The organism is Streptomyces formicae (assembly GCF_002556545.1).
GTDB classification, from domain to species: Bacteria; Actinomycetota; Actinomycetes; order Streptomycetales; family Streptomycetaceae; genus Streptomyces; species Streptomyces formicae_A.
Genome location: NZ_CP022685.1, coordinates 9427002 through 9444445 on the forward strand (window position 1 = coordinate 9427002; position 17444 = coordinate 9444445).

Sequence of the window (17444 nt, forward strand, 5' to 3'; positions counted from 1 at the left end):
GCACACGTGTCTGAACACCGTCGTGGGTGTGACCCCACCCATAGGAGCCACGTCACACACTAAGTGCGGTAGTAGCCAGGGCGACGGCACCGCCCGGGGGCCGCGTGGTGGTCGCGAAGGGGCTGGTCAGGGCGGTCTGCGTACCGGGGTAGTACGTCACACCTTTGCGTCCCGACACCGTGCGCCGTTATGCCTGGCTGACACACGCAAGCCGAGCCCCCCCCCACGCGCCGTCCGCGCATTGGAGAGTCACCGCCGCATGTTCAGCACGCACACCAAGGCCCGCACGGGCCGCACCGCTCGTATCCGCAAGGTCTCCGTGGCAGGCATCGCCACCGCAGGTGCCGCCGCCGCGGCCCTCACGCTGGTTCCCTCGCCCGCTCAGGCCGCCGCGCCGAGCGCGACCGTGTCCAAGGCCGCTGCCGCCGACAAGAGCTACCCGGACAGCCTCGACGGCTGGATCCGCGAGTCGCTCGACATCATGAAGGCCAAGGGCATCCCCGGTACGTACGAGGGGCTGCACCGCAACATCATGCGCGAGTCCTCCGGCGATCCGAACGCCCAGAACGGCTGGGACGTCAACGCGCAGAACGGCACCCCGTCCAAGGGGCTGCTCCAGGTCATCCAGCCGACCTTCGACACGTACCACGTCGAGGGCACCGCGAACGAGCTGACCGACCCGGTCGCCAACATCACCGCGGCCGCGAACTACGCCGCCGACAGGTACGGCTCCATCGACAACGTCGACTCCGCCTACTGAGCCACCGCGAGAACGAGGGAAAGGGACAGCGCATGCCGTACGCGAGCGGGACCCGGCGCAAGCCGCGGAAGAGGGCCCTGCGGTACGTCGCGTGGGGCGCCCTCGGCGTCGTCCTCGTCGGCGGAGGCGGCCTGGCCTACGCCTGGCAGCACCTCGACGGCAACATCCGGGGCACGGACGTCAACGCCGCCCTCGGGCACGACCGGCCGAGCGAGCAGCGCGACGGGTCCATGAACATCCTCCTGCTCGGGTCCGACTCCCGGGCCGGAACCCACGGTCGGTACGGGCAGGGCGTCAGCGGGGCCCGCGCCGACACGGCGATGGTCCTGCACGTCGACAAGACCCACAAGAAGGCTTCGGTCGTCAGCATCCCGCGCGACACGATGGTCGAGCGCCCCCGGTGCGCGAAGCCGCACGGCGGCACCGCCCCCGCCGAACGCCGGACCATGTTCAACTCGTCGTACCAGGTGGGCGGGCCCGCCTGCACCGTGAAGACGGTGGAGAAGATGTCGGACATCCGCATGGACCACTACCTCGAAGTCGACTTCAAGGGATTCGAGAAGCTCATCGACGAGCTCGGCGGCGTGGACATCACCACCCGCAAGGCCATCGACGACCCCCACAGCGGCCTCCACCTGAACGCGGGCAAGCACACGCTGAAGGGCAAGGAGGCCCTGGAGCTCGTCCGCACCCGGCATGGCGTGGGCGACGGCAGCGACCTCGGCCGCATCCAGCTCCAGCAGGCGTTCATCAAGGCCCTGATCCACCGGGCCGACACCGTCGACCCGCTCGGCAGCCCGGCCACGTCGTACGCCCTCGCGGACACCGCCACCAAGTCCATCAGCGCCGACTCCGAGCTGGCATCGGCGGACAAACTCCTGGGCCTGGCAAAGGAGTTGAAGGGCATCAGCCCCGACCGCACCCGGACCGTCACGATGCCGGTCACCTACGACGCGCGGAACTCGGGCCGGGTCCTGCCGCTGGACAAGGCGTCCCACCGGGTCTGGACCGCACTGCGCGATGACCGCCCCGTCCCGAAGTCCGCGACCGAGGCATCGGTGGGCGACGCGACCGAGTCGCCGGTGTCGGCGGGATCCTGACGCGGCAGTCGACAGTGCGTACGTCAACGGAGCGCATGAGGCACACAAAGCGCGAACAAGGCGTGTACGCGGGGCGCCGGACTGAGGAAGATGGGCGGTGAAGGCGTCGGCATGCCGTCCCGGTCCTGGCGGTGGTGTGCCGACGCAGGCATGGGGACATGGGGAGAGCACAACATGACAGACGTCTCCGATGCGTCCGTGGACCGGTTGGCCGCACCCACGATCGACGAAGCGGTCGACAGCGCCGTAGTCCTGGACGACGGAACTCCGCAGCTGGTGATCCGTGTTGAGCCATACGCGGGGATGAGCGGCGGAGATCAGGTCCACCTACGCTGGGACACGGGGGTCCTGCGGACCTCGCGGGTCGAAACACACGTCGTCGACACCACCGAAGTGGGGCAGAGCACCCTCTTCACCATCCCGCACCCGCGGCCCGGCGCCGCCCGGGTCAGTTACGTCATCAGCCGTGCCACCGGGGAATGGCGGGCCTCGGACCGGCTGGACATCACGGTGCGCGGCTGAGCGAAGCAGGTCGGCACCGGGCAGGGCGAGGCGGTACGCGCCCTGCCCGGCGTGCCGTCCAGGCCGGTCCGGCGCACCCTCACCGGCGCACGTAGGCGTTGAGCGGCGAAAGCCCGGAGAGGTCGACCTGCAGACCGCGCAGCGCCGGTGAGTACAGGTAGGTGCGCTCCGGTACGTACACCGGTACGACCGCCGCCTGCTCCATCACCAGGGTGCTCACCTCCGCCCACAGCTCGCCCGCCTTCTTGAGGTCCGGCGCGGCGTTCGCGGCGTCGATCGCCTCGTTGACCTTCTTGTTGTTGAGCCTGCTGTAGTTGCTCGACGTGTCGAAGGGCTGGCGCCCGTCGAAGTAGTCGGGCAGGTAGTTGGCGGCGGTGGGCAGCCCGCCGCCGACGGACATGCGGAACATGTCGTACTTGCCCGCGGCCGCGTCGGCCCAGAAGGAGCTGATCGCGACCTTCTTGACGGTCACCTTGAATCCGGCCTTCTCCAGGCTCGCGCGAACGACTTCCGCGCGGGCCGTGTCGACCGTGGTGTCCGGGTGGGCGAGGGTGAGGCGGTAGCCGAGCGCGTCCGCGTCCTGGAGGTACAGGCGAGCGGTGGTGGGATCACCGTCGTCGCCCGAGTGGTAGAAGTTCATGGCGCTGCTCGCTCCGGGCACCCCCGGCGGCATCAGGTGCGGGGTCAAGCGCCCCTGGCCTCCGCTCGCCTTGAGGATCTGGTCGGGGGGCAGGGCGGTGACGATGGCCCTGCGGATGTCGCGGTCCTTCACCCGGGCCGTGTTGATGACGTACGACTGCGCGTTCCAGGAAGGGAACTTGACGGACTTCGCGCTGCCCGTGGGACCTCCCTGGACCCCGACCGGATCGTCCGTCCCGGTGAAGGTCATGACGGCCTGGCCCGCGGTCGCCGCGCCGATGCGGTGCCGGATCTCCGGGAGCTGCATCCCGGTCTGGATCCGATAGCCGTCGGGGTAGGCGCCGCGCACCGGGTCGGTGTTCTTCTGCCAGTGGGGGTTGCGGGTCAGGGTGACGTTCTTGGCGTCCGCGGGGCTGCTGGTGATCTGGTACGGGCCGGTGGACGGCAGCGCCTTCGAACGCCCGTCCGAGCCGGCGGCGTCCTTCGGGAGCGGCGCGCCCGAAGGGCCCGCGAGGACGACGTTGAAATCCCGGTGAGGGCCCGCGAGATGGAAGACGATCGTGCGGTCGTCCGGGGTCCGGATCGCGTCCTTCTTCGCTGACTTGGCGTCGGCGTCCTTCGGGCCGTACAGGAACCTGCGCAGGGTCGGGTCGCCCGCGGCCAGCTCCGGCTCGAGGGTGCGCTCGATGGCGTACCGGAAGTCCTGGGAGCGCACGGGCGTTCCGTCGTTGTACGTCAGCCCGCGCTTGAGCTTGAACGTCCAGTCCCGGCCGTTCGTCGTGCGTCCCGCGTCCTCGGCGAGATCGCCGACGACCTTCACCTGGTGGCCGCTCTCGGCCTTGATCGTGGTGAGCCCGCGGTGTACGAGGCGTGCGAGCTGGTGGTCGGCGCTGCCGGGCCACATCATCCCGGGATCGAGCGAGGTGAACTCCTGCGGTTCGAGGACGGTGACCTGGCCGCCCTTGCGGGCACCCTTGACGGCGGGCGCGGGGCCTTTGGAGTCGGCGGCGCTGCCGACGACGAGGCCCTCCGTCGAGACCTGGGTCAGCTCGTCGGTCGGGATGTCGCTGTTCTCGCGGGAGGTTCCCTTCCCGTTCCCCTTGGCGTCGTCGCCGCCGTCCTTCGACGCGTCCCCGAACGGGTCGAAGACCGTCAGGGTCGTCACCAGGGCGCCCGCGGCCACCGCGACGACCGCACCGATGCCCCAGGCTTTGGCCCGCGACCTGCCGGGCGGTCCTGAGGGGCTCATAAAGGGGCTGGGGGAGGGGGCTTGGGCGTACGGGGACGGTCCTGTGACCGTGGGCAGCGCCGGTGTCCCGGGTGCGTCCGCGGCCGGCGGCGGGGACTGCGGCATCGGGGGGAGCGGCGGCGCGAGGGAGTAGGAGGTGGGCGCGCCGGACGCGGACGGGCTCTCGGGGGCCGGGTTCCGTGCGCTCAGGTTCTCCAGGGCGTCCCCGGCCTCCTGCGCGTCGGGGCGCTCGCCGGGCTGCTTGGCCAGCATCCGGCCGACCAGCTCGTCCCACGCGGGAGCCAGCCCGGGGCGGCGCACGGACGGCAGGTCCGGCGTCTCGTACACGTGGCCGTGCATGAGCGCGGCGGCCGAGTCCGCGTCGAACGGCGGTCTGCCGGTGAGGAGTTCCTGCACCATGCAGCCCAGCGAGTACACGTCGCAGCGCCCGTCGTCCGCGTCACGCGTGAAGCGCTCCGGCGCCATGTAGTGCAGGGTGCCCACGGGCGCGTCGGCCGTGCCCGTCAGATATCCGGCCGTGGTGGTGGCGTCGAGGAACTTGGCGATGCCGAAGTCGAGGACCTTGACCGTGCCCTCGTCCGTCACCATCACGTTCGCCGGTTTGATGTCCCGGTGCACGATGCCGGCCCGGTGCGCGGTGGCCAGCGCCCGGCAGACCTGCGCGGAGATCGCGGCGACCCGCTCGGGCGCCAGGGTCCCCGTCTCCAGGACCAACTCCCCGACGGTGCGCCCGGAAAGCAGCGGCATCACCAGGTACGGGACCCCGTCCGCCGACCCGTGGTCGAAGACGGGCACGATGTAGGAACTGTCGAGCGCCGCGGCGGCCCGCGCCTCGCGCACGAACATGGCGAGGAAGCGTTCCGCCTCCGTCGCCGTCGTGCCGCGCGGCGTGCTCAGGATCTTGACGGCGACGCGCCGCTGAAGCCGCGAGTCCTCCGCGCGCCACACCTCGCCCATGCCGCCCGCGCCGATGCGCTCCACGAGCGTGTACCGGCCGTCCAGGACCGAACCCTGCATCCCTGCCTCCCCCGTCGACAGGGCTTCCTCGCCCCGTCGTTGATCCTCAATCTATCGTCGGAGGAGGGTGGTTGTCGGCACAGGGGCCCCCGAGGGCCACCGTGGCGGGTGTGGCGGTGCGAGACACGTCAGCCCTTGCCGAGCTCTCCCGGCACGGGCGCCAGTGCCCAGTCGAGTGCGAAGTCGGCGACGGCCTCCCAGCCCGGTTCGCCGCACGTGTAGTGACTGCGGCCGTCGAAGAGCCGGAAGGCGGTGACCGCCTCGGAGTGCTTCGCGTTCTTCTCGTAGTTCTCGCGCTGCACCGGGGGCGGGAGCATGTGGTCGTCGCCACCGGCGATGAACAGCAGGGGCGCGCGGTCGCCGTTGGCGAAGTCGTAGGTCGTCACGGCGTTCGGCGTGAAGTTGGCCAGAGATGCCTGGAACAGCATGCGGCCCGACACCGGGATCGCGTAGCGATCGAAGACCTTCCTCGATTCCCCGACGCTCAGATTGTTCGTGAACGCGTAATGGAACTCCTTCTCCGTGATGGGCACGGCCCGGCGCCGATTGGCGGGGTTCCGCAGGACGGGGAACGTCGCCTTGATCTCGCTGAGGGGCAGCGCTTTGAGGCCCTTCACGGCGGCGCCGTCGACGGAGACTCCCGCTGTGCCGTGACCGGCGTCGAGCAGCAGTTGTACGAAGACCCCGCCGAAGGAGTGGCCGATGATGATCGGCTTCGCGTCGAGTGCGCCGACGACCTCGCTGAGGTGGTCGAAGATCTCCCGCACTCCTAGTCCGGCCAGGGGCGAGGGATCATCGCGGATCGCCCGGACACCGGCTTCACCGGGGAGAACGCCGGGATATCCAGGGGTGATGACCCGTAGGCCGCGCTGCTCGTAGTGGGTGACCCAGTGCTCCCACGACAGCGGTGTCATCCAGAGGCCGTGAATGAGGACGACCGTGTCCGCGGATGTTTCTCGATCCATCGATCTCACCCGATTCTCTCGTGGCGGAACGCGCGGCTGCTCCTTCGCCGACGGGGGGATGCTATGGGGGCGATGAACCAGGGGGAACGAGTGGTGCGTTGGATCGACCGGCATCGGCGCCGACGGCCTGGGGAGGGCGTGGTAGTAGTAGGGGAATGGAGAGCGATGAGGCACGGGCCGCGATCGACATGTTCCTGTCCGCGTTCAACGCTCCGGACGAGGTCAGCGTCGTCGACCGGCTCTCGCGCGCGCTGAGCCCCGAGATCACTTTCTGGGGGCCGTGGGGCCGCTCCGAGGGCGTGGAGGCGGTGGGCGCCTTCGTCCTTGACCTGCGCAGACACTCGGGCGGCGAGGGCACGATGGAGCGCTGCTCGGACGTCGACGCGCCGGGGGAGTGGGCGCGCTACCAGTGGCGGTACGCGGCGGCCGACGACAGGGCCGCGCTGTCGGGCACGGACGTGGTGCGGATCCAGGAGGGACGCATCGCGGAGATGATCGTCTTCGCCGGGGACCTTCCGGCGCTGCCCGCCGACGCGGCGCACTCGGCCTGACGCGGTACCGCCCGACACCGGAAACCGTTTGTGGATCACTCCGGCGGGCTGGAAGCATCCCGACATGACATCGCGCACAGTCGGAATTCCCGAGGTGGACGGCACCGAAGAGGTGGCCGTGGTGATCGACGTGATGCGGGCGTTCACCACCGCCGCCTGGGCCTTCCACCGCGGTGTGGAGAAGATCGTTCTCGCTGCCGACGTGGCTGAGGCACTGGCGGTCAAGGAGCGTCACCCGGGCTGGTTGGCGCTCAAGGACGGGGCGCCTGCCGACGGGTTCGACCTGGTCAACTCTCCCGGCCTGATCCGTACGGCGGACCTGACCGGCCGTACCGTGATCCAGAAGACCACCGCGGGAACAGTGGGCGCCCTCGCGGTCGTCGAAGCCGAACTGGCGCTGTGCGCCGGCTTCGCCGTGGCGGGGGCGACCGCCCGGGCCCTCCTGGCAGCGGGCGCCGACGCGGTGACGTTCGTGGCCACCGGCGAGGAAGGCCGCGCCGCCGAGGATCTGGCCTGCGCCGACTACCTGGCCCGGCTGCTGGCCGGGGACGCTCCCGACCCGGGTCCCTGGGTGCGTCGTGCCCGCACCTCACCGGCCGCGGACGACCTGCGCGGCGGTCGGCGCGGCGGTGCTCACCCCGACGACGCGGAGCTGTGCGTCGAGGTGGACCGGTTCGACTTCGCCATGAGGGTCGGCCGTGAGAACGGGCTCGCGGTGCTGCGGCCGTTCCGGACCTGACCGGCGGCGCATCGGCTCCCATCGGCGGGCTCCGGTCCGCACCGCATCGGCCGAGCGGGCGCCGACGGAGGCCGCTCACCCTTGCAGGCCGCTTGACGTTCCGCTCGTACGTCCGTGCCAGCCGGACACAACCCCCCGCTGCGAGACTCCCCGCGATGCGGCAGCCGCGCGTCGTGGCTGCGGCCCTCCCCGTACACCTCCCGAGGGACTTCGCGAAGGAGCTTGCCTCATGCCCACCTTCCCGGCGGCACCGATTCCCGGCCAGGACCGGACGGCACAGTGGGTCCGGGCCGACCGCGACCGGCTCATCCACCCCAATCTCCCCAGCGGCCGCACCGACCGCACCGTCATCGTCGAGGGCCGCGGCTGCCACGTGCGTGACAGTCGGGGAAGGCGGTATCTGGACGCCGCCGCGGTGCTCGGCATGATGCAGGTGGGGCACGGCCGCGAGGAGATCGTGTCGGCCGCCACCGCTCAGCTGGGCACGCTGGAGTGCTTCCACCTCTGGGAGTCCATGAGCAACGACAAGGCGATCGAGCTGGCCGTACGGCTGACCGATCTCGCGCCCGCCGGTCTCGACCGGGCGTTCTTCACCAGCGGGGGAGCGGAGGGCAACGAGATCGCCCTGCGCATGGCGCGGTTCTTCCACTACCGCAGGCAACAGCCCGAGCGGACCTGGATCCTGTCGCGCAGGACGGCCTACCACGGCATCGCCTACGGAGCGGGAAGCGTCTCCGGGCTGCCCGTGTACCACGAGGGCTTCGGCCCCCAACTCCCGCACGTACACCACCTCACCGCCCCGGATCCCTACCAGAACTCCGCGTACGACGGTGAGGACGTGACCGAGTTCTGCCTGCGCGAACTGCGCGAGACCATCGAGCGGATCGGCCCCGACCGGATCGCGGCGATGATCGGCGAGCCGGTCATGAGCGTCGGCGGCGCGGTCGTCCCGCCGCCCGACTACTGGCCCCGGGTCGCCGAACTGCTGCGCTCCCACGGCATCCTGCTGATCTTCGACGAGGTGGTCACGGCCTACGGCAGGACCGGGCACTGGTTCGCCGCCGAACACTTCGGAGTCCGTCCCGACCTGCTCGTCACCGCGAAGGGCATCACGTCCGGCTACGTCCCGCACGGCGCGGTGCTCGTCACCGAGGAGGTCGCGGCCGCGGTCACGGGATCGACCGGATTCCCGATCGGGTTCACGTACACCGGACACCCCACCGCCTGCGCGGTCGCGCTCGCCAACCTGGACATCATCGAGCGGGAGAAGCTGCTCGACAACGCGACGACGACCGGCGGCCACCTCGCCGACCGGCTGGCCACGCTCACCGACCTGCCCGTCGTGGGCGACGTGCGCCAGATCGGCCTGATGCTCGGCATCGAACTCGTCGCGGACAAGGAATCACGCGCCCAACTGCCCACCGGCACCGCCCCGGTGGCACAGGCGCTGCGCGAGGACGCGGGCATCATCCTGCGCGGCAACCCGCGCTCCCTGCTGATCAACCCCCCGTTGGTGATGGACCGCGCGACGGCGGACGAGCTGGCGGACGGACTGCACACGGTGCTGGCCCGCGTCGAGCCCGACGGACGCGTACGGCCCTAGACGGCCGCGGTTCCCCCCCTCCCGTTCACGCGACGAAGGAACACCTCATGCCACTCCTGGACCTGAATCCGGACGAACTCCTCACCACCACACGCTCCGTACGCAAGCGGCTCGACCTGACCAGGGCCGTACCGCTCGAACTCGTCAAGGACTGCATCCGCGTCGCCCTGCAAGCCCCGTCGGGCAGCAACCGGCAGACCTGGCACTGGGTGGTCGTGACGGACGCGGAGCAGCGGGCCGCCATAGGCCGCTACTACCGGCGCGCGGTGCGGACGTATCTGAACTCGGAGGGCACGTGCGCCTCACTGTTCCCCGAGGACCCCGAACGCCACGCCGTGCAGCGGCGCGTGGGCGACAGCGTGGCCCATCTGGGCGACCACCTGGGCGAGGTTCCCGTGCTCGTCATCCCCTGCCTCGACGCGAACGAGGCCCCCGAGTACAACGAGGCGGGCAAGTGGGGGTCGATCATCCAGGCCGCCTGGAGCTACATGCTCGCCGCCCGCGCACGCGGCCTCGGCACGGCCTGGACCACCTTGCACCTGATGTACGAGAAGGAGATCGCGGAACTCCTCGGCCTCCCGGACGGAATCGTCCAGGCGGCACTGATCCCGACGGCGTACTCCCTCGGCACGGAGTTCAGGCCCGCGGCGCGCCAGCCGCTCGAACAGGTCTTGCACATCGATACGTGGTGAGGAGCGGGCATGCGGACCGACGGGACAAGACCTCCGCCGACGTGCGGAATCGGTGCACTGAAGCTTCCGGCGCAGGGGTTGGGCTGTCTGAGCATGACGTCCTTCTACGCGCGGGCCGACCCCGCCGAGGCCATCGCCACCGTGCACCGAGCCGTCGACCTGGGCGTCTCGCTCCTGGACACGGCGGACGTGCAGGGCCTTGGAGAGGGGGAGCGGCTGCTCGGCAAGGCCGTCGAGGGGCGGCGGGACCGTGTGCTCCTCTCCACCAAAGTGGGCCTGGAGCGGGACCGGAACGGGGAATTCCTCGGCGTACGCGGTGACCGGGCCTACATCCGGCAGCGCTGCCACGGCTCGCTGCGCCGCCTCGGCACCGACCATCTCGACCTGTACGTCAAGCACTGGGCGGCCCCCGGGGAGCGGATCGAAGAGGCGATCGAGGCCCTCGCGGAACTCGTCGACGAGGGAAAGGTCCGCCATGTGTGCCTCTCCGAGGTCTCGGCGGACACCATCCGCCGCGCCCACGCGGTGCACCCCATCACCGCCGTACAGAGCGAGTGGTCGTTGTGGAGCCGGGGCATCGAGGCGGAGGTGGTGCCGGTCTGCCGGGATCTCGGCATCGGCATCATCGCCTCGTCCCCGCTCGGACGCGGCTTCCTGACCGGGCGGATCGGCTCGGTCGCCGACCTCGGCCCTGCGGCGGACTTCCGCCACGGGCTGCCTCGGTTCACCGAGTCCGGCCTCGCGCGCAACCAGCCTCTCGTGGCGGCCCTGCGCTCCCTGGCGGCGCGCCGTGGCCTGACCCTTGCCCAACTCGCCCTGGCCTGGCTGCACCACCAAGGTGACGACGTCGTGCCCATCCCCGGCACCGCACGCCGCGACCACCTGGCGGAGAACCTCGGCGCCGCCCGCGTCGAGCTGTCCGCCGACGAACTGCGGGCCGTGACGGACGCGGTGCCGCCCACGGCCGTCCACGGCGAGCGGTACCCGCCTTTCCTGATGCGGCTCGTCGACAACTGAGCCGATCCAACGGACGAACCCCCCTTTCCGGCACTAGCAGAGGGACGAGAGAGCGTGAAATTCCTCCAACTCGACCACGACGTATGCGGAAAGCTCCTGCCCGGCCTCGCCGACCGACTCGCCGACGTGCCGTTCGACGAGCTGGAGTCCCCGGCGAGTCCGGCCATCGCGCTGTTCAAGGAGTACGGCGGCACCAATCTCCTGATCCCCCGTGCGTACGGCGGGGTCGGCGCCTCCGCGCTCGACGCGGTCAGGGTGATCCGCGCGCTGGGGTCGCTCGCACCCTCGCTCGCCGTGGCCACCGCGATGCACCACTTCTCGGTCGGCATGCTGTTCGCCGTGGGACCGCTCTACGAGAGCAGCACCAGCATTCGGGCGTCCGTGCTCGACGTGGTCGCGAAGAACCGGTCGCTCATCGCCTCGGGGTACGCGGAGGGCCGCTCGGGCCACGGCATCCTCAGCCCGACCGTCGAGGCCCGCGAGACCCCCGGCGGCTACCTGGTCAGCGGTTCCAAGAAGCCCTGCAGCCTGTCGCGCTCGATGGACCTGCTCACCGCGAGCGTCGCGCTGCCCGGGCCCGAAGGGGAATCCGAGATGGGTCTCCTGGTGCTTCCCGCCGATACGCCGGGCATCTCCGTGCACGACTTCTGGTCGACGTTCCCGCTGGCCGCCGCGGAGAGCCACGAGGTCCGCCTCACCGACGTGTTCGCCGGGCCCGAGCACATCCTGCGCGCACCCGCGAACGCCGCGGAGAAGCTGGACGAGCTCAACGAGGCGGGGGTGATCTGGTTCCAGATGATCGTCGCCGCCTCGTACACCGGAGTGGCCAGCGCATTGGTCGACCTCGTCCTGAACCGGCGGCGCGGATCGGCCGACGAGCGCGCACGGCTGTGCCTCCTCATCGAGTCGGCCGCGTCCTTGGTGGAGGGGATCGCCCGCCGGATCATGGACGACGACCTCGGCAACGACTGCGCGGCGGCCTCCCTGTTCACCCGCTTCTCCGTGCAGGACATCATCACCAGGGTCGTCAGCCAGGCGGTGGAGATGCTGGGCGGCATGGCCTTCATCACCTCGCCGAAGGTCGCCTCCCTGGCTTCCGCCGCACAGGCCGTCGTCTTCCACCCTCCGTCGCGGGCGAGCATGAGCGAAGCGGTCGTCGACTACTACGCGGGCAAGCCGCTGTTCTTCTCCTAGCCGCCACGCGGACGACCGGGGGCCGCCCGCACCGGCGGCCCCCGGTCGTCCGCGTGGTACCACGCACGTGCCTCGCGTCAGTGCCGCGGCACGAAGTCCACGACGTCGCCCGCTCGTTCGCCGCCGGACAGCTGACCGCCGCGGTCGGTGCGGATGTAGACCCGGTGCAGCCACCGGTCCTTGCCGTCCCAGCGCGGTACGAAGGGCGTGCGGGCGTGTGTCGTACGGAAGTTGTCGACGATCAGCACGTCGCCCGGGACCAGGAACACGGACTCGCGCACCTCGTCCAGCGCCTTGGAGAGGACGCCGACCGCTTCGACGTCGGCGGGCTCCTTCGGGGCGAGCAGCTCGCGGTCGTATCCGAGGAACGGGTCCCGCGGGTCTCCGTAGAGGGGCTTGACGTCGGCGATGGCTCCCGGGTCCGCCACGCCGCCGCGGAAGGCGACGTCCACGCAGCAGGGAAGGGGCCGGTCGAAGAGGCGGGCGCGGACGTCGTCGGGCAGCAGGGGGAGCGCCTTGCGGACCGAGGCGACGAGGGTGGCGGCCTTGCGCTCGTGGTCCGCCCTGGAACAGGCGAGCATCACGTAGTCGGGCTGGCGCACGTGGTACGCCATCTCCGTGTGGAACTCCAGGAGCGTCTCGGAGGTCTCGGAGGAGAGGAAGTGCGCGCCGGGCGACGGATAGACGTCGTGGAACACGCTGGCCGAGCGCAGTTCGCGGTAGCCGGTGTGCAGACCGAGACGGCGGCCGACGATCGCGAGCATGGCCTCCTGGTTCAGGAGCGTCCTGTGCACCGGGGCGGGAGTGCTGTCGGGCGTGCGCGGCAGGACCTCGTCGTCCTCCACCGGCAGACCGCGCAGCAGCAGGTAGCCGTTCGTGTTCCCGTCGGAGCGGAAGTCGTCGAGGGCGGCCGCCAGCGGGGCGGGCAGCTCCGTGGCGGCCGTGCGCGCCGCGTCGAGGAACCCGTGGAGGTCCCTGCGCGGAATCCGCGGCAGCCGCCCGGCCAGCGATGTCAGGTCCGCGGCGTACGCGGAGCAGTCGAGCACGGTCATGAGGGTGTCCTTTCTCGGGAGTGCGCGCGGGCGTACTGGAACAGCAGCTCCGCGCCGATCTCGGTGGCGAGCACGGAGGTGATGCCGCCGTGGTCGTACAGCGGCGAGACCTCCATGACGTCGAAGCCCACCGGGCGCAGCTCGCCGATGCCGCGCAGCAGGGCGAGCACCTCGCGCGAGGTGAGGCCGCCCGGCGCGGGCGTGCCGGTGCCGGGGGCGAACGCGGGGTCCATGACGTCGATGTCCACCGACACGTAGACGGGCGCTTCACCGACCAGGTCGCGGACCAGCTCGCCGGTGCGCTCGGGGCCCAGTGAGCAGAATTCGTCGCAGGTGACGATCCGTACGCCGTGTCCGCGGGCGTAGTCGAGCGAGTCGGGCCGCGGGTTGTGGCCCCGGATGCCGATCTGCGCCATCCGCCGCGGATCGACGAGCTTCTCTTCGATGGCGTGCCGGAAGGGCGTGCCGTGGTGGTACTCGCCGCCGTAGAAGGCGGGGTTGGTGTCGGAGTGCGCGTCCAGGTGCAGGACGGCGAGGGGACCGTGCAGGTCCGCGACCGCGCGCAGCGCGGCCAGCGTCAGCGAGTGGTCGCCGCCGAGCATCAGGAAGGCGGCGTTGTCCGTGAGGAGGCCGCTCAGTCTCTCCTGGGCGGTGGCCATGGCGATGTGCATGTTGAACGGGGTCAGGTCGATGTCCCCGGCGTCGACGCAGTCGATCAGGTCGAAGGTGCCGGGCCCGCGGTCGATGCCGACGCCGTGGATGAGTCCGGACTCGTTGCGGATGGCGCGCGGACCGAAGCGCGCGCCGGGCCGGTAGCTGGTGCCGCCGTCGTAGGGGGCGCCGATGACGACGACGTCCTTGCCCCGAGGCTTCGGGTCGTGCGGCAGGCGCATGAACGTGGGGAGCTGCGCGTAGCGCGGCGAGACGGTCGTGTCGATGCGATCCACGGTGGGCCCCTCCCTTCCTGGTCGGGTACGTGACGTGGTCATCGCGGAACGGGACGGGCGGCGCCGGTCAGCCGGGAGGCGGCCAGTTCGACCACCGCGTCGAGCGCCACGTCGTCCGGATGGCGTCCGCCGACGACGACTTGATCGAAGATCTCCCGGACGACCAGGCGCTTGGCCTGGCGCACGCGGTCGGGCGGGGCCCCGGCGTCCGCCAGGAGCCGGGAGAAGGACGAGCTGGTGCCCGATCCCTCGTGCACGCCGAGCTTGGGGCGGACGACGACCTCGTGCGGCAGGACGTCGCTCATGGCGGCGCGCAGCACCCACTTGTCCTGCCCGTGACGGTGCTTGAGCCCTGCCTCCAGGGACACCAGGACGTCGAGGACGTCGCGGTCCCAGTAGGGGTGGGTCGACCAGTGGCCGCCCACCGCGGAGAGCGTCGGCGTCATCTCGTTGAGGCCGTCGAAGGTCTCCATGTCGTGGCAGACGGCCGTGTCGAGCCGAGGCAGCCGGTTCTCGCGGTGCATGCCGCCGAGCGGGATGTCGGCCCCGTAACCGGTGAGGACGCGCCGCCCCGGGCCGCCGATCCGCACGTACAGGGCGGTCAGCGGCAGCAGGTATTCGACGATGTCCGGGTCGAGGCATTCGGCGGCCCAGACCGTGTGCGGAAGCCGCCGCAGCAGCTCAGTGGTCGGGACGGTGATCTCCCGGTGCGCGGAGCCGACGTGCCGGGCCACGACGCGCGCCTGCGGGAACTCGTCGGCCTCGTCGGTTCCCATCGACACGGTGTCGACGGGCCTGGCCGCCCGACGGGCGGCCAGCGCCGCGACGGTCGAGGAATCGATGCCTCCCGAGAGCACCACCAGGGGCGTGCCACCTGCCGTGCGGGTCCGCACCGCGCGCTCCACCGCCCGGCGCACGGCGTCGACTGCCTCCTCCTCCGGCAGGATCCGGCGGGCGAGCGGCGGCGCCCACGTGCGGTGCGGGACGCACTTCCCGGTGGCCACCTCGATGTCGAGGACCGTGCCGGCCGGCACCTGGTGGGTGCCGGGCAGCCCCCGCACAGGGCGGGCGGGCACGGGACGCCCGGCCGGCGCGTTCCGCAGCGCCTTCGCCTCCGTCGCGGCGAGGACGCGCCCCGGGGCGACGGAGACGTACAGCGGCACCGAGCCCGCGTGGTCCGTGGCGAGCACCGCCCGCCCGGACTCCGTCACCAGGGCGGCGAACCGCCCGTTCAGGAGCCGGAAGACGTGAAGGTCGTAGACGCCGAACAGGGCGATGACGAGCGCGGCGTCGTTGCCCGGCAGCGCGCGCCCCGGCGGCAGGAGCCGGTGCAGCTCGTCCCGGTTGTACAGCTCTCCGGCGAACACCAGCGTCCTGCCCCGGGCGCGGGCGCAGGCCTCGTCCGGTGCTCCGGAGTGCAGGAGTACGGCGTGCAGGGTGCGGTCGGCCGTTCGTTCGTGCCACGTCGCCCGCGAGGCGCGTGCCGCGAAGGTCGGTGCGGGCACGTGCCCGCCGTCCTGGCGGAGTTCGGTGAGGAAGCCGATGGCGGCGGGGGAGTTCGGTGTCATCGGCGTCAGATGGTCAGGGCGGCGAAGCCGCCGGCCTGGAAGTCGTAGGAGACCGGTACCTCGATCAGGAACGGCCGTCCGAGCCCCGCGCCCTTGCGCAGCGCGGCGAGCAGCTCCTCACGGCTGGTCGCCCGGGTGGCCTCGACGCCGTTGGCGCGGGCGAGCGCGGTGAAGTCGACGTCGCCGAACTTGACGGCCGGGTCGTGGGACCGGTGGTGGCCGATGTTCTGGTACAGCTCGATCAGGCCGTTGGTGTTGTTGTTGACGACCACGGTGACGATGGGCAGGTTGAGCCGGGCGATGGTCTCCAGATCGGCGCTGTTGGAGTGGAAGCCGCCGTCGCCCGCGATGAGGAAGGTCGGCTGTCCTGGCCGGGCGAGCTGCGCGCCGATCGCCGCGGGGATGCCGTAGCCGAAGCTGGAGCAGCCCGCCGACGTGAGGAAGCCGAACGGTTGATCGGCGCGGGCGAAGAGCACCCCGTAGTGCCGGAAGAAGCCGATGTCGGAGACGATGGTGCCCTCGCCCGTCTCGGCGGTCTCCGCGAGCACGGTGTTCATGGAGTCCATCACCTGGTGCACGCGCAGGCCGTCGTCGTAGTGGTGGGGGTCGGCCAGGAACTCGGCGATCCGGTCCCGCAGCGGCGTGATGTCGTGCGCGACCTTCGGGGCGAGGTCGGCGGTCGCGCGGTCGAGGTGCTCCACGAAGGCGAGGACGTCGGTGACGGCGTCGACGTCGGGGCGGTAGACGCGCGGCACCGGATTGGCCGTCGGGGACACGCGGACCGTGGTCTTCGCCACGCCGCGCTGCCACATCGAGGGCCGCAGGTCCTCCGCGTAGTCGTAGCCGAGGGTGAGGATGAGGTCCGCGGGCCCGAACAGAGTGTCCAGGGCGGGGAAGTCCAGGATGCCGTCCATGTAGCCGGTGACCGCGCCGTAGTTGAGCTCGTGCGCGTGCGGCAGGACACCCTTGGCGATGTACGTGGTGATGACGGGCAGGCGCAGGCGCTCGGCCAGCGCGCGGATCGCGGACACGGCTCCCGAGCGGATGGCGGCGGCGCCGACGACGAGGACGGGGTGGCGCGCCGAACCGAGCAGTTCGGCCGCCTCGGCAGCGGCGTGCTGCCAGCCGTCCTCGACCGCGCCGACCGGCTTGGCGGGGAGGACGGCCCGCGGGCGCGGCCGTGAGGTGTCCACCGCGCCGCCGAGCAGGTCGACGGGCAGCGAGATGAAGCTCGGCCCGACCGGCTCGGTCATCGCGGCGGCCATCGCCGAGTCCACCAAGTCCGTGACGTCGTCGGGGCGTTGGAGCTCCGCCGCGTACTTGGTCATCGGCCGCATGACGGCCACCGAGTCCAGGCACTGGTGCGTGTCGTTGGGGAAGATGTCGTGCGATTCGGACTGGGCGGCGAGCGCGATGACCGGGGACCGGTCGAGCATGGAGGTGGCGACGCCGGTGGACAGGTTCGTCATGCCCGGTCCCAGCGTGGCCCAGCACGCCTGCGGGCGGCCGCTGATGCGGGCCAGCACGTCGGCCGCCACACCCGCGGTGAACTCGTGCCGGGTCAGAACGAAGTCGATGCCGTCCGCCTCGTCGAAGAGGATCGACGCGGCCTCACGGCCGACCACCCCGAACACGGTGCGCACCCCGTGGTCGTGGAGTCGGCGCAGCAGGGCGTGAGCGGTGGTCGGGTCGGTGGAGGGGCCGGTGGAGACACGGGACATGGCAGTTCCTCTGCGTGAGAAGGGGCGGTTGCTGTGCCTGGGGTGTTTCCGGCATACGTGTGGTGCGGAGCCGAGAGGTCCGTCGGCGGTCACCGGTCACTGTGCCGA

At 71.2% G+C, this 17444-nt stretch carries 15 protein-coding genes; 9 read left to right on the forward strand and 6 right to left on the reverse strand.

Annotated elements, in window-relative coordinates; translation table 11 throughout:
* Positions 1–259 precede the first annotated feature (259 nt).
* The 3 genes from KY5_RS40480 to KY5_RS40490 all read left to right on the forward strand — a co-directional run bounded on the left by KY5_RS40480 (position 260) and on the right by KY5_RS40490 (position 2382).
* Positions 260–760, forward strand: coding sequence for a transglycosylase SLT domain-containing protein (locus KY5_RS40480; protein ID WP_098246857.1), 501 nt, complete (start codon positions 260–262; stop codon positions 758–760).
* 32 nt (positions 761–792) lie between these two features.
* The gene (locus KY5_RS40485; RefSeq protein ID WP_098246858.1) at positions 793–1860 is read left to right on the forward strand and encodes an LCP family protein; all 1068 of its coding nucleotides are present in this window, start codon (positions 793–795) and stop codon (positions 1858–1860) included.
* A 174-nt stretch (positions 1861–2034) separates the two neighbouring features.
* Positions 2035–2382 carry a hypothetical protein gene (locus KY5_RS40490; RefSeq protein WP_098246859.1) on the forward strand — a complete coding sequence of 116 codons (348 nt, stop codon included), beginning with the start codon at positions 2035–2037 and terminating at the stop codon, positions 2380–2382.
* Between the two features lie 79 nt (positions 2383–2461).
* Here the strand turns inward: KY5_RS40490 and KY5_RS40495 are convergent, their stop codons facing one another.
* Both KY5_RS40495 and KY5_RS40500 read right to left on the reverse strand, forming a co-directional pair.
* Complete coding sequence (locus KY5_RS40495) at positions 2462–5287, reverse strand: ABC transporter substrate-binding protein (RefSeq protein WP_098246860.1); 2826 nt, start codon at positions 5285–5287, stop codon at positions 2462–2464.
* Between the two features lie 128 nt (positions 5288–5415).
* Positions 5416–6252, reverse strand: a complete 837-nt coding sequence (locus KY5_RS40500; protein ID WP_098246861.1) for an alpha/beta hydrolase — start codon at positions 6250–6252, stop codon at positions 5416–5418.
* Positions 6253–6407: 155 nt separating this feature from the next.
* Between KY5_RS40500 and KY5_RS40505 the strand changes: the two genes are divergently transcribed.
* The 6 genes from KY5_RS40505 to KY5_RS40530 all read left to right on the forward strand — a co-directional run bounded on the left by KY5_RS40505 (position 6408) and on the right by KY5_RS40530 (position 12048).
* Positions 6408–6803 carry a nuclear transport factor 2 family protein gene (locus KY5_RS40505; RefSeq protein ID WP_098246862.1) on the forward strand — a complete coding sequence of 132 codons (396 nt, stop codon included), beginning with the start codon at positions 6408–6410 and terminating at the stop codon, positions 6801–6803.
* A 64-nt stretch (positions 6804–6867) separates the two neighbouring features.
* On the forward strand, positions 6868–7542 hold the full coding sequence (locus KY5_RS40510) for a 2-phosphosulfolactate phosphatase (RefSeq protein ID WP_199843474.1): 675 nt from the start codon (positions 6868–6870) through the stop codon (positions 7540–7542).
* A gap of 229 nt (positions 7543–7771) precedes the next feature.
* Positions 7772–9145, forward strand: a complete 1374-nt coding sequence (locus KY5_RS40515; protein WP_098246864.1) for an aspartate aminotransferase family protein — start codon at positions 7772–7774, stop codon at positions 9143–9145.
* A gap of 47 nt (positions 9146–9192) precedes the next feature.
* A complete protein-coding gene (locus KY5_RS40520; RefSeq protein WP_098246865.1) occupies positions 9193–9837 on the forward strand; it encodes a nitroreductase family protein in 645 nt (214 codons plus the stop codon).
* A gap of 9 nt (positions 9838–9846) precedes the next feature.
* Positions 9847–10854, forward strand: coding sequence for an aldo/keto reductase (locus KY5_RS40525; protein WP_098246866.1), 1008 nt, complete (start codon positions 9847–9849; stop codon positions 10852–10854).
* A 54-nt stretch (positions 10855–10908) separates the two neighbouring features.
* Positions 10909–12048 carry an acyl-CoA dehydrogenase family protein gene (locus KY5_RS40530; protein WP_098246867.1) on the forward strand — a complete coding sequence of 380 codons (1140 nt, stop codon included), beginning with the start codon at positions 10909–10911 and terminating at the stop codon, positions 12046–12048.
* 77 nt (positions 12049–12125) lie between these two features.
* On the opposite strand, the gene cs1 is transcribed toward KY5_RS40530, so the two are convergent.
* From cs1 to KY5_RS40550, 4 genes are read right to left on the reverse strand one after another with little or no spacing between them, the layout of a single operon-like run.
* Positions 12126–13100 (reverse strand): clavaminate synthase Cs1, encoded by a 975-nt coding sequence (cs1, locus tag KY5_RS40535; protein WP_098246868.1) that lies wholly within the window; start codon positions 13098–13100, stop codon positions 12126–12128.
* Complete coding sequence (gene speB / locus KY5_RS40540; protein WP_098246869.1) at positions 13097–14047, reverse strand: agmatinase; 951 nt, start codon at positions 14045–14047, stop codon at positions 13097–13099. Before speB ends, cs1 begins: the two co-directional genes overlap by 4 nt.
* Positions 14048–14085: 38 nt before the next feature.
* Entirely contained in the window at positions 14086–15615 is a 1530-nt protein-coding gene (locus tag KY5_RS40545) for an asparagine synthase-related protein (protein WP_098246870.1), read from the reverse strand.
* Between the two features lie 5 nt (positions 15616–15620).
* A complete protein-coding gene (locus KY5_RS40550) occupies positions 15621–17336 on the reverse strand; it encodes a thiamine pyrophosphate-binding protein (RefSeq protein ID WP_098246871.1) in 1716 nt (571 codons plus the stop codon).
* Between the last annotated feature and the right edge of the window lie 108 nt (positions 17337–17444).

Bases quoted from the DNA above. Each gene is read 5' to 3' on its own strand.
- KY5_RS40480 (WP_098246857.1), top strand. From the start codon at position 260: ATGTTCAGCACGCACACCAAGGCCCGCACGGGCCGCACCGCTCGTATC.
- KY5_RS40485 (WP_098246858.1), top strand. From the start codon at position 793: ATGCCGTACGCGAGCGGGACCCGGCGCAAGCCGCGGAAGAGGGCCCTG.
- KY5_RS40490 (WP_098246859.1), top strand. From the start codon at position 2,035: ATGACAGACGTCTCCGATGCGTCCGTGGACCGGTTGGCCGCACCCACG.
- KY5_RS40495 (WP_098246860.1), bottom strand. From the start codon at position 5,287: ATGCAGGGTTCGGTCCTGGACGGCCGGTACACGCTCGTGGAGCGCATC.
- KY5_RS40500 (WP_098246861.1), bottom strand. From the start codon at position 6,252: ATGGATCGAGAAACATCCGCGGACACGGTCGTCCTCATTCACGGCCTC.
- KY5_RS40505 (WP_098246862.1), top strand. From the start codon at position 6,408: ATGGAGAGCGATGAGGCACGGGCCGCGATCGACATGTTCCTGTCCGCG.
- KY5_RS40510 (WP_199843474.1), top strand. From the start codon at position 6,868: ATGACATCGCGCACAGTCGGAATTCCCGAGGTGGACGGCACCGAAGAG.
- KY5_RS40515 (WP_098246864.1), top strand. From the start codon at position 7,772: ATGCCCACCTTCCCGGCGGCACCGATTCCCGGCCAGGACCGGACGGCA.
- KY5_RS40520 (WP_098246865.1), top strand. From the start codon at position 9,193: ATGCCACTCCTGGACCTGAATCCGGACGAACTCCTCACCACCACACGC.
- KY5_RS40525 (WP_098246866.1), top strand. From the start codon at position 9,847: ATGCGGACCGACGGGACAAGACCTCCGCCGACGTGCGGAATCGGTGCA.
- cs1 (WP_098246868.1), bottom strand. From the start codon at position 13,100: ATGACCGTGCTCGACTGCTCCGCGTACGCCGCGGACCTGACATCGCTG.
- KY5_RS40545 (WP_098246870.1), bottom strand. From the start codon at position 15,615: ATGACACCGAACTCCCCCGCCGCCATCGGCTTCCTCACCGAACTCCGC.
- KY5_RS40550 (WP_098246871.1), bottom strand. From the start codon at position 17,336: ATGTCCCGTGTCTCCACCGGCCCCTCCACCGACCCGACCACCGCTCAC.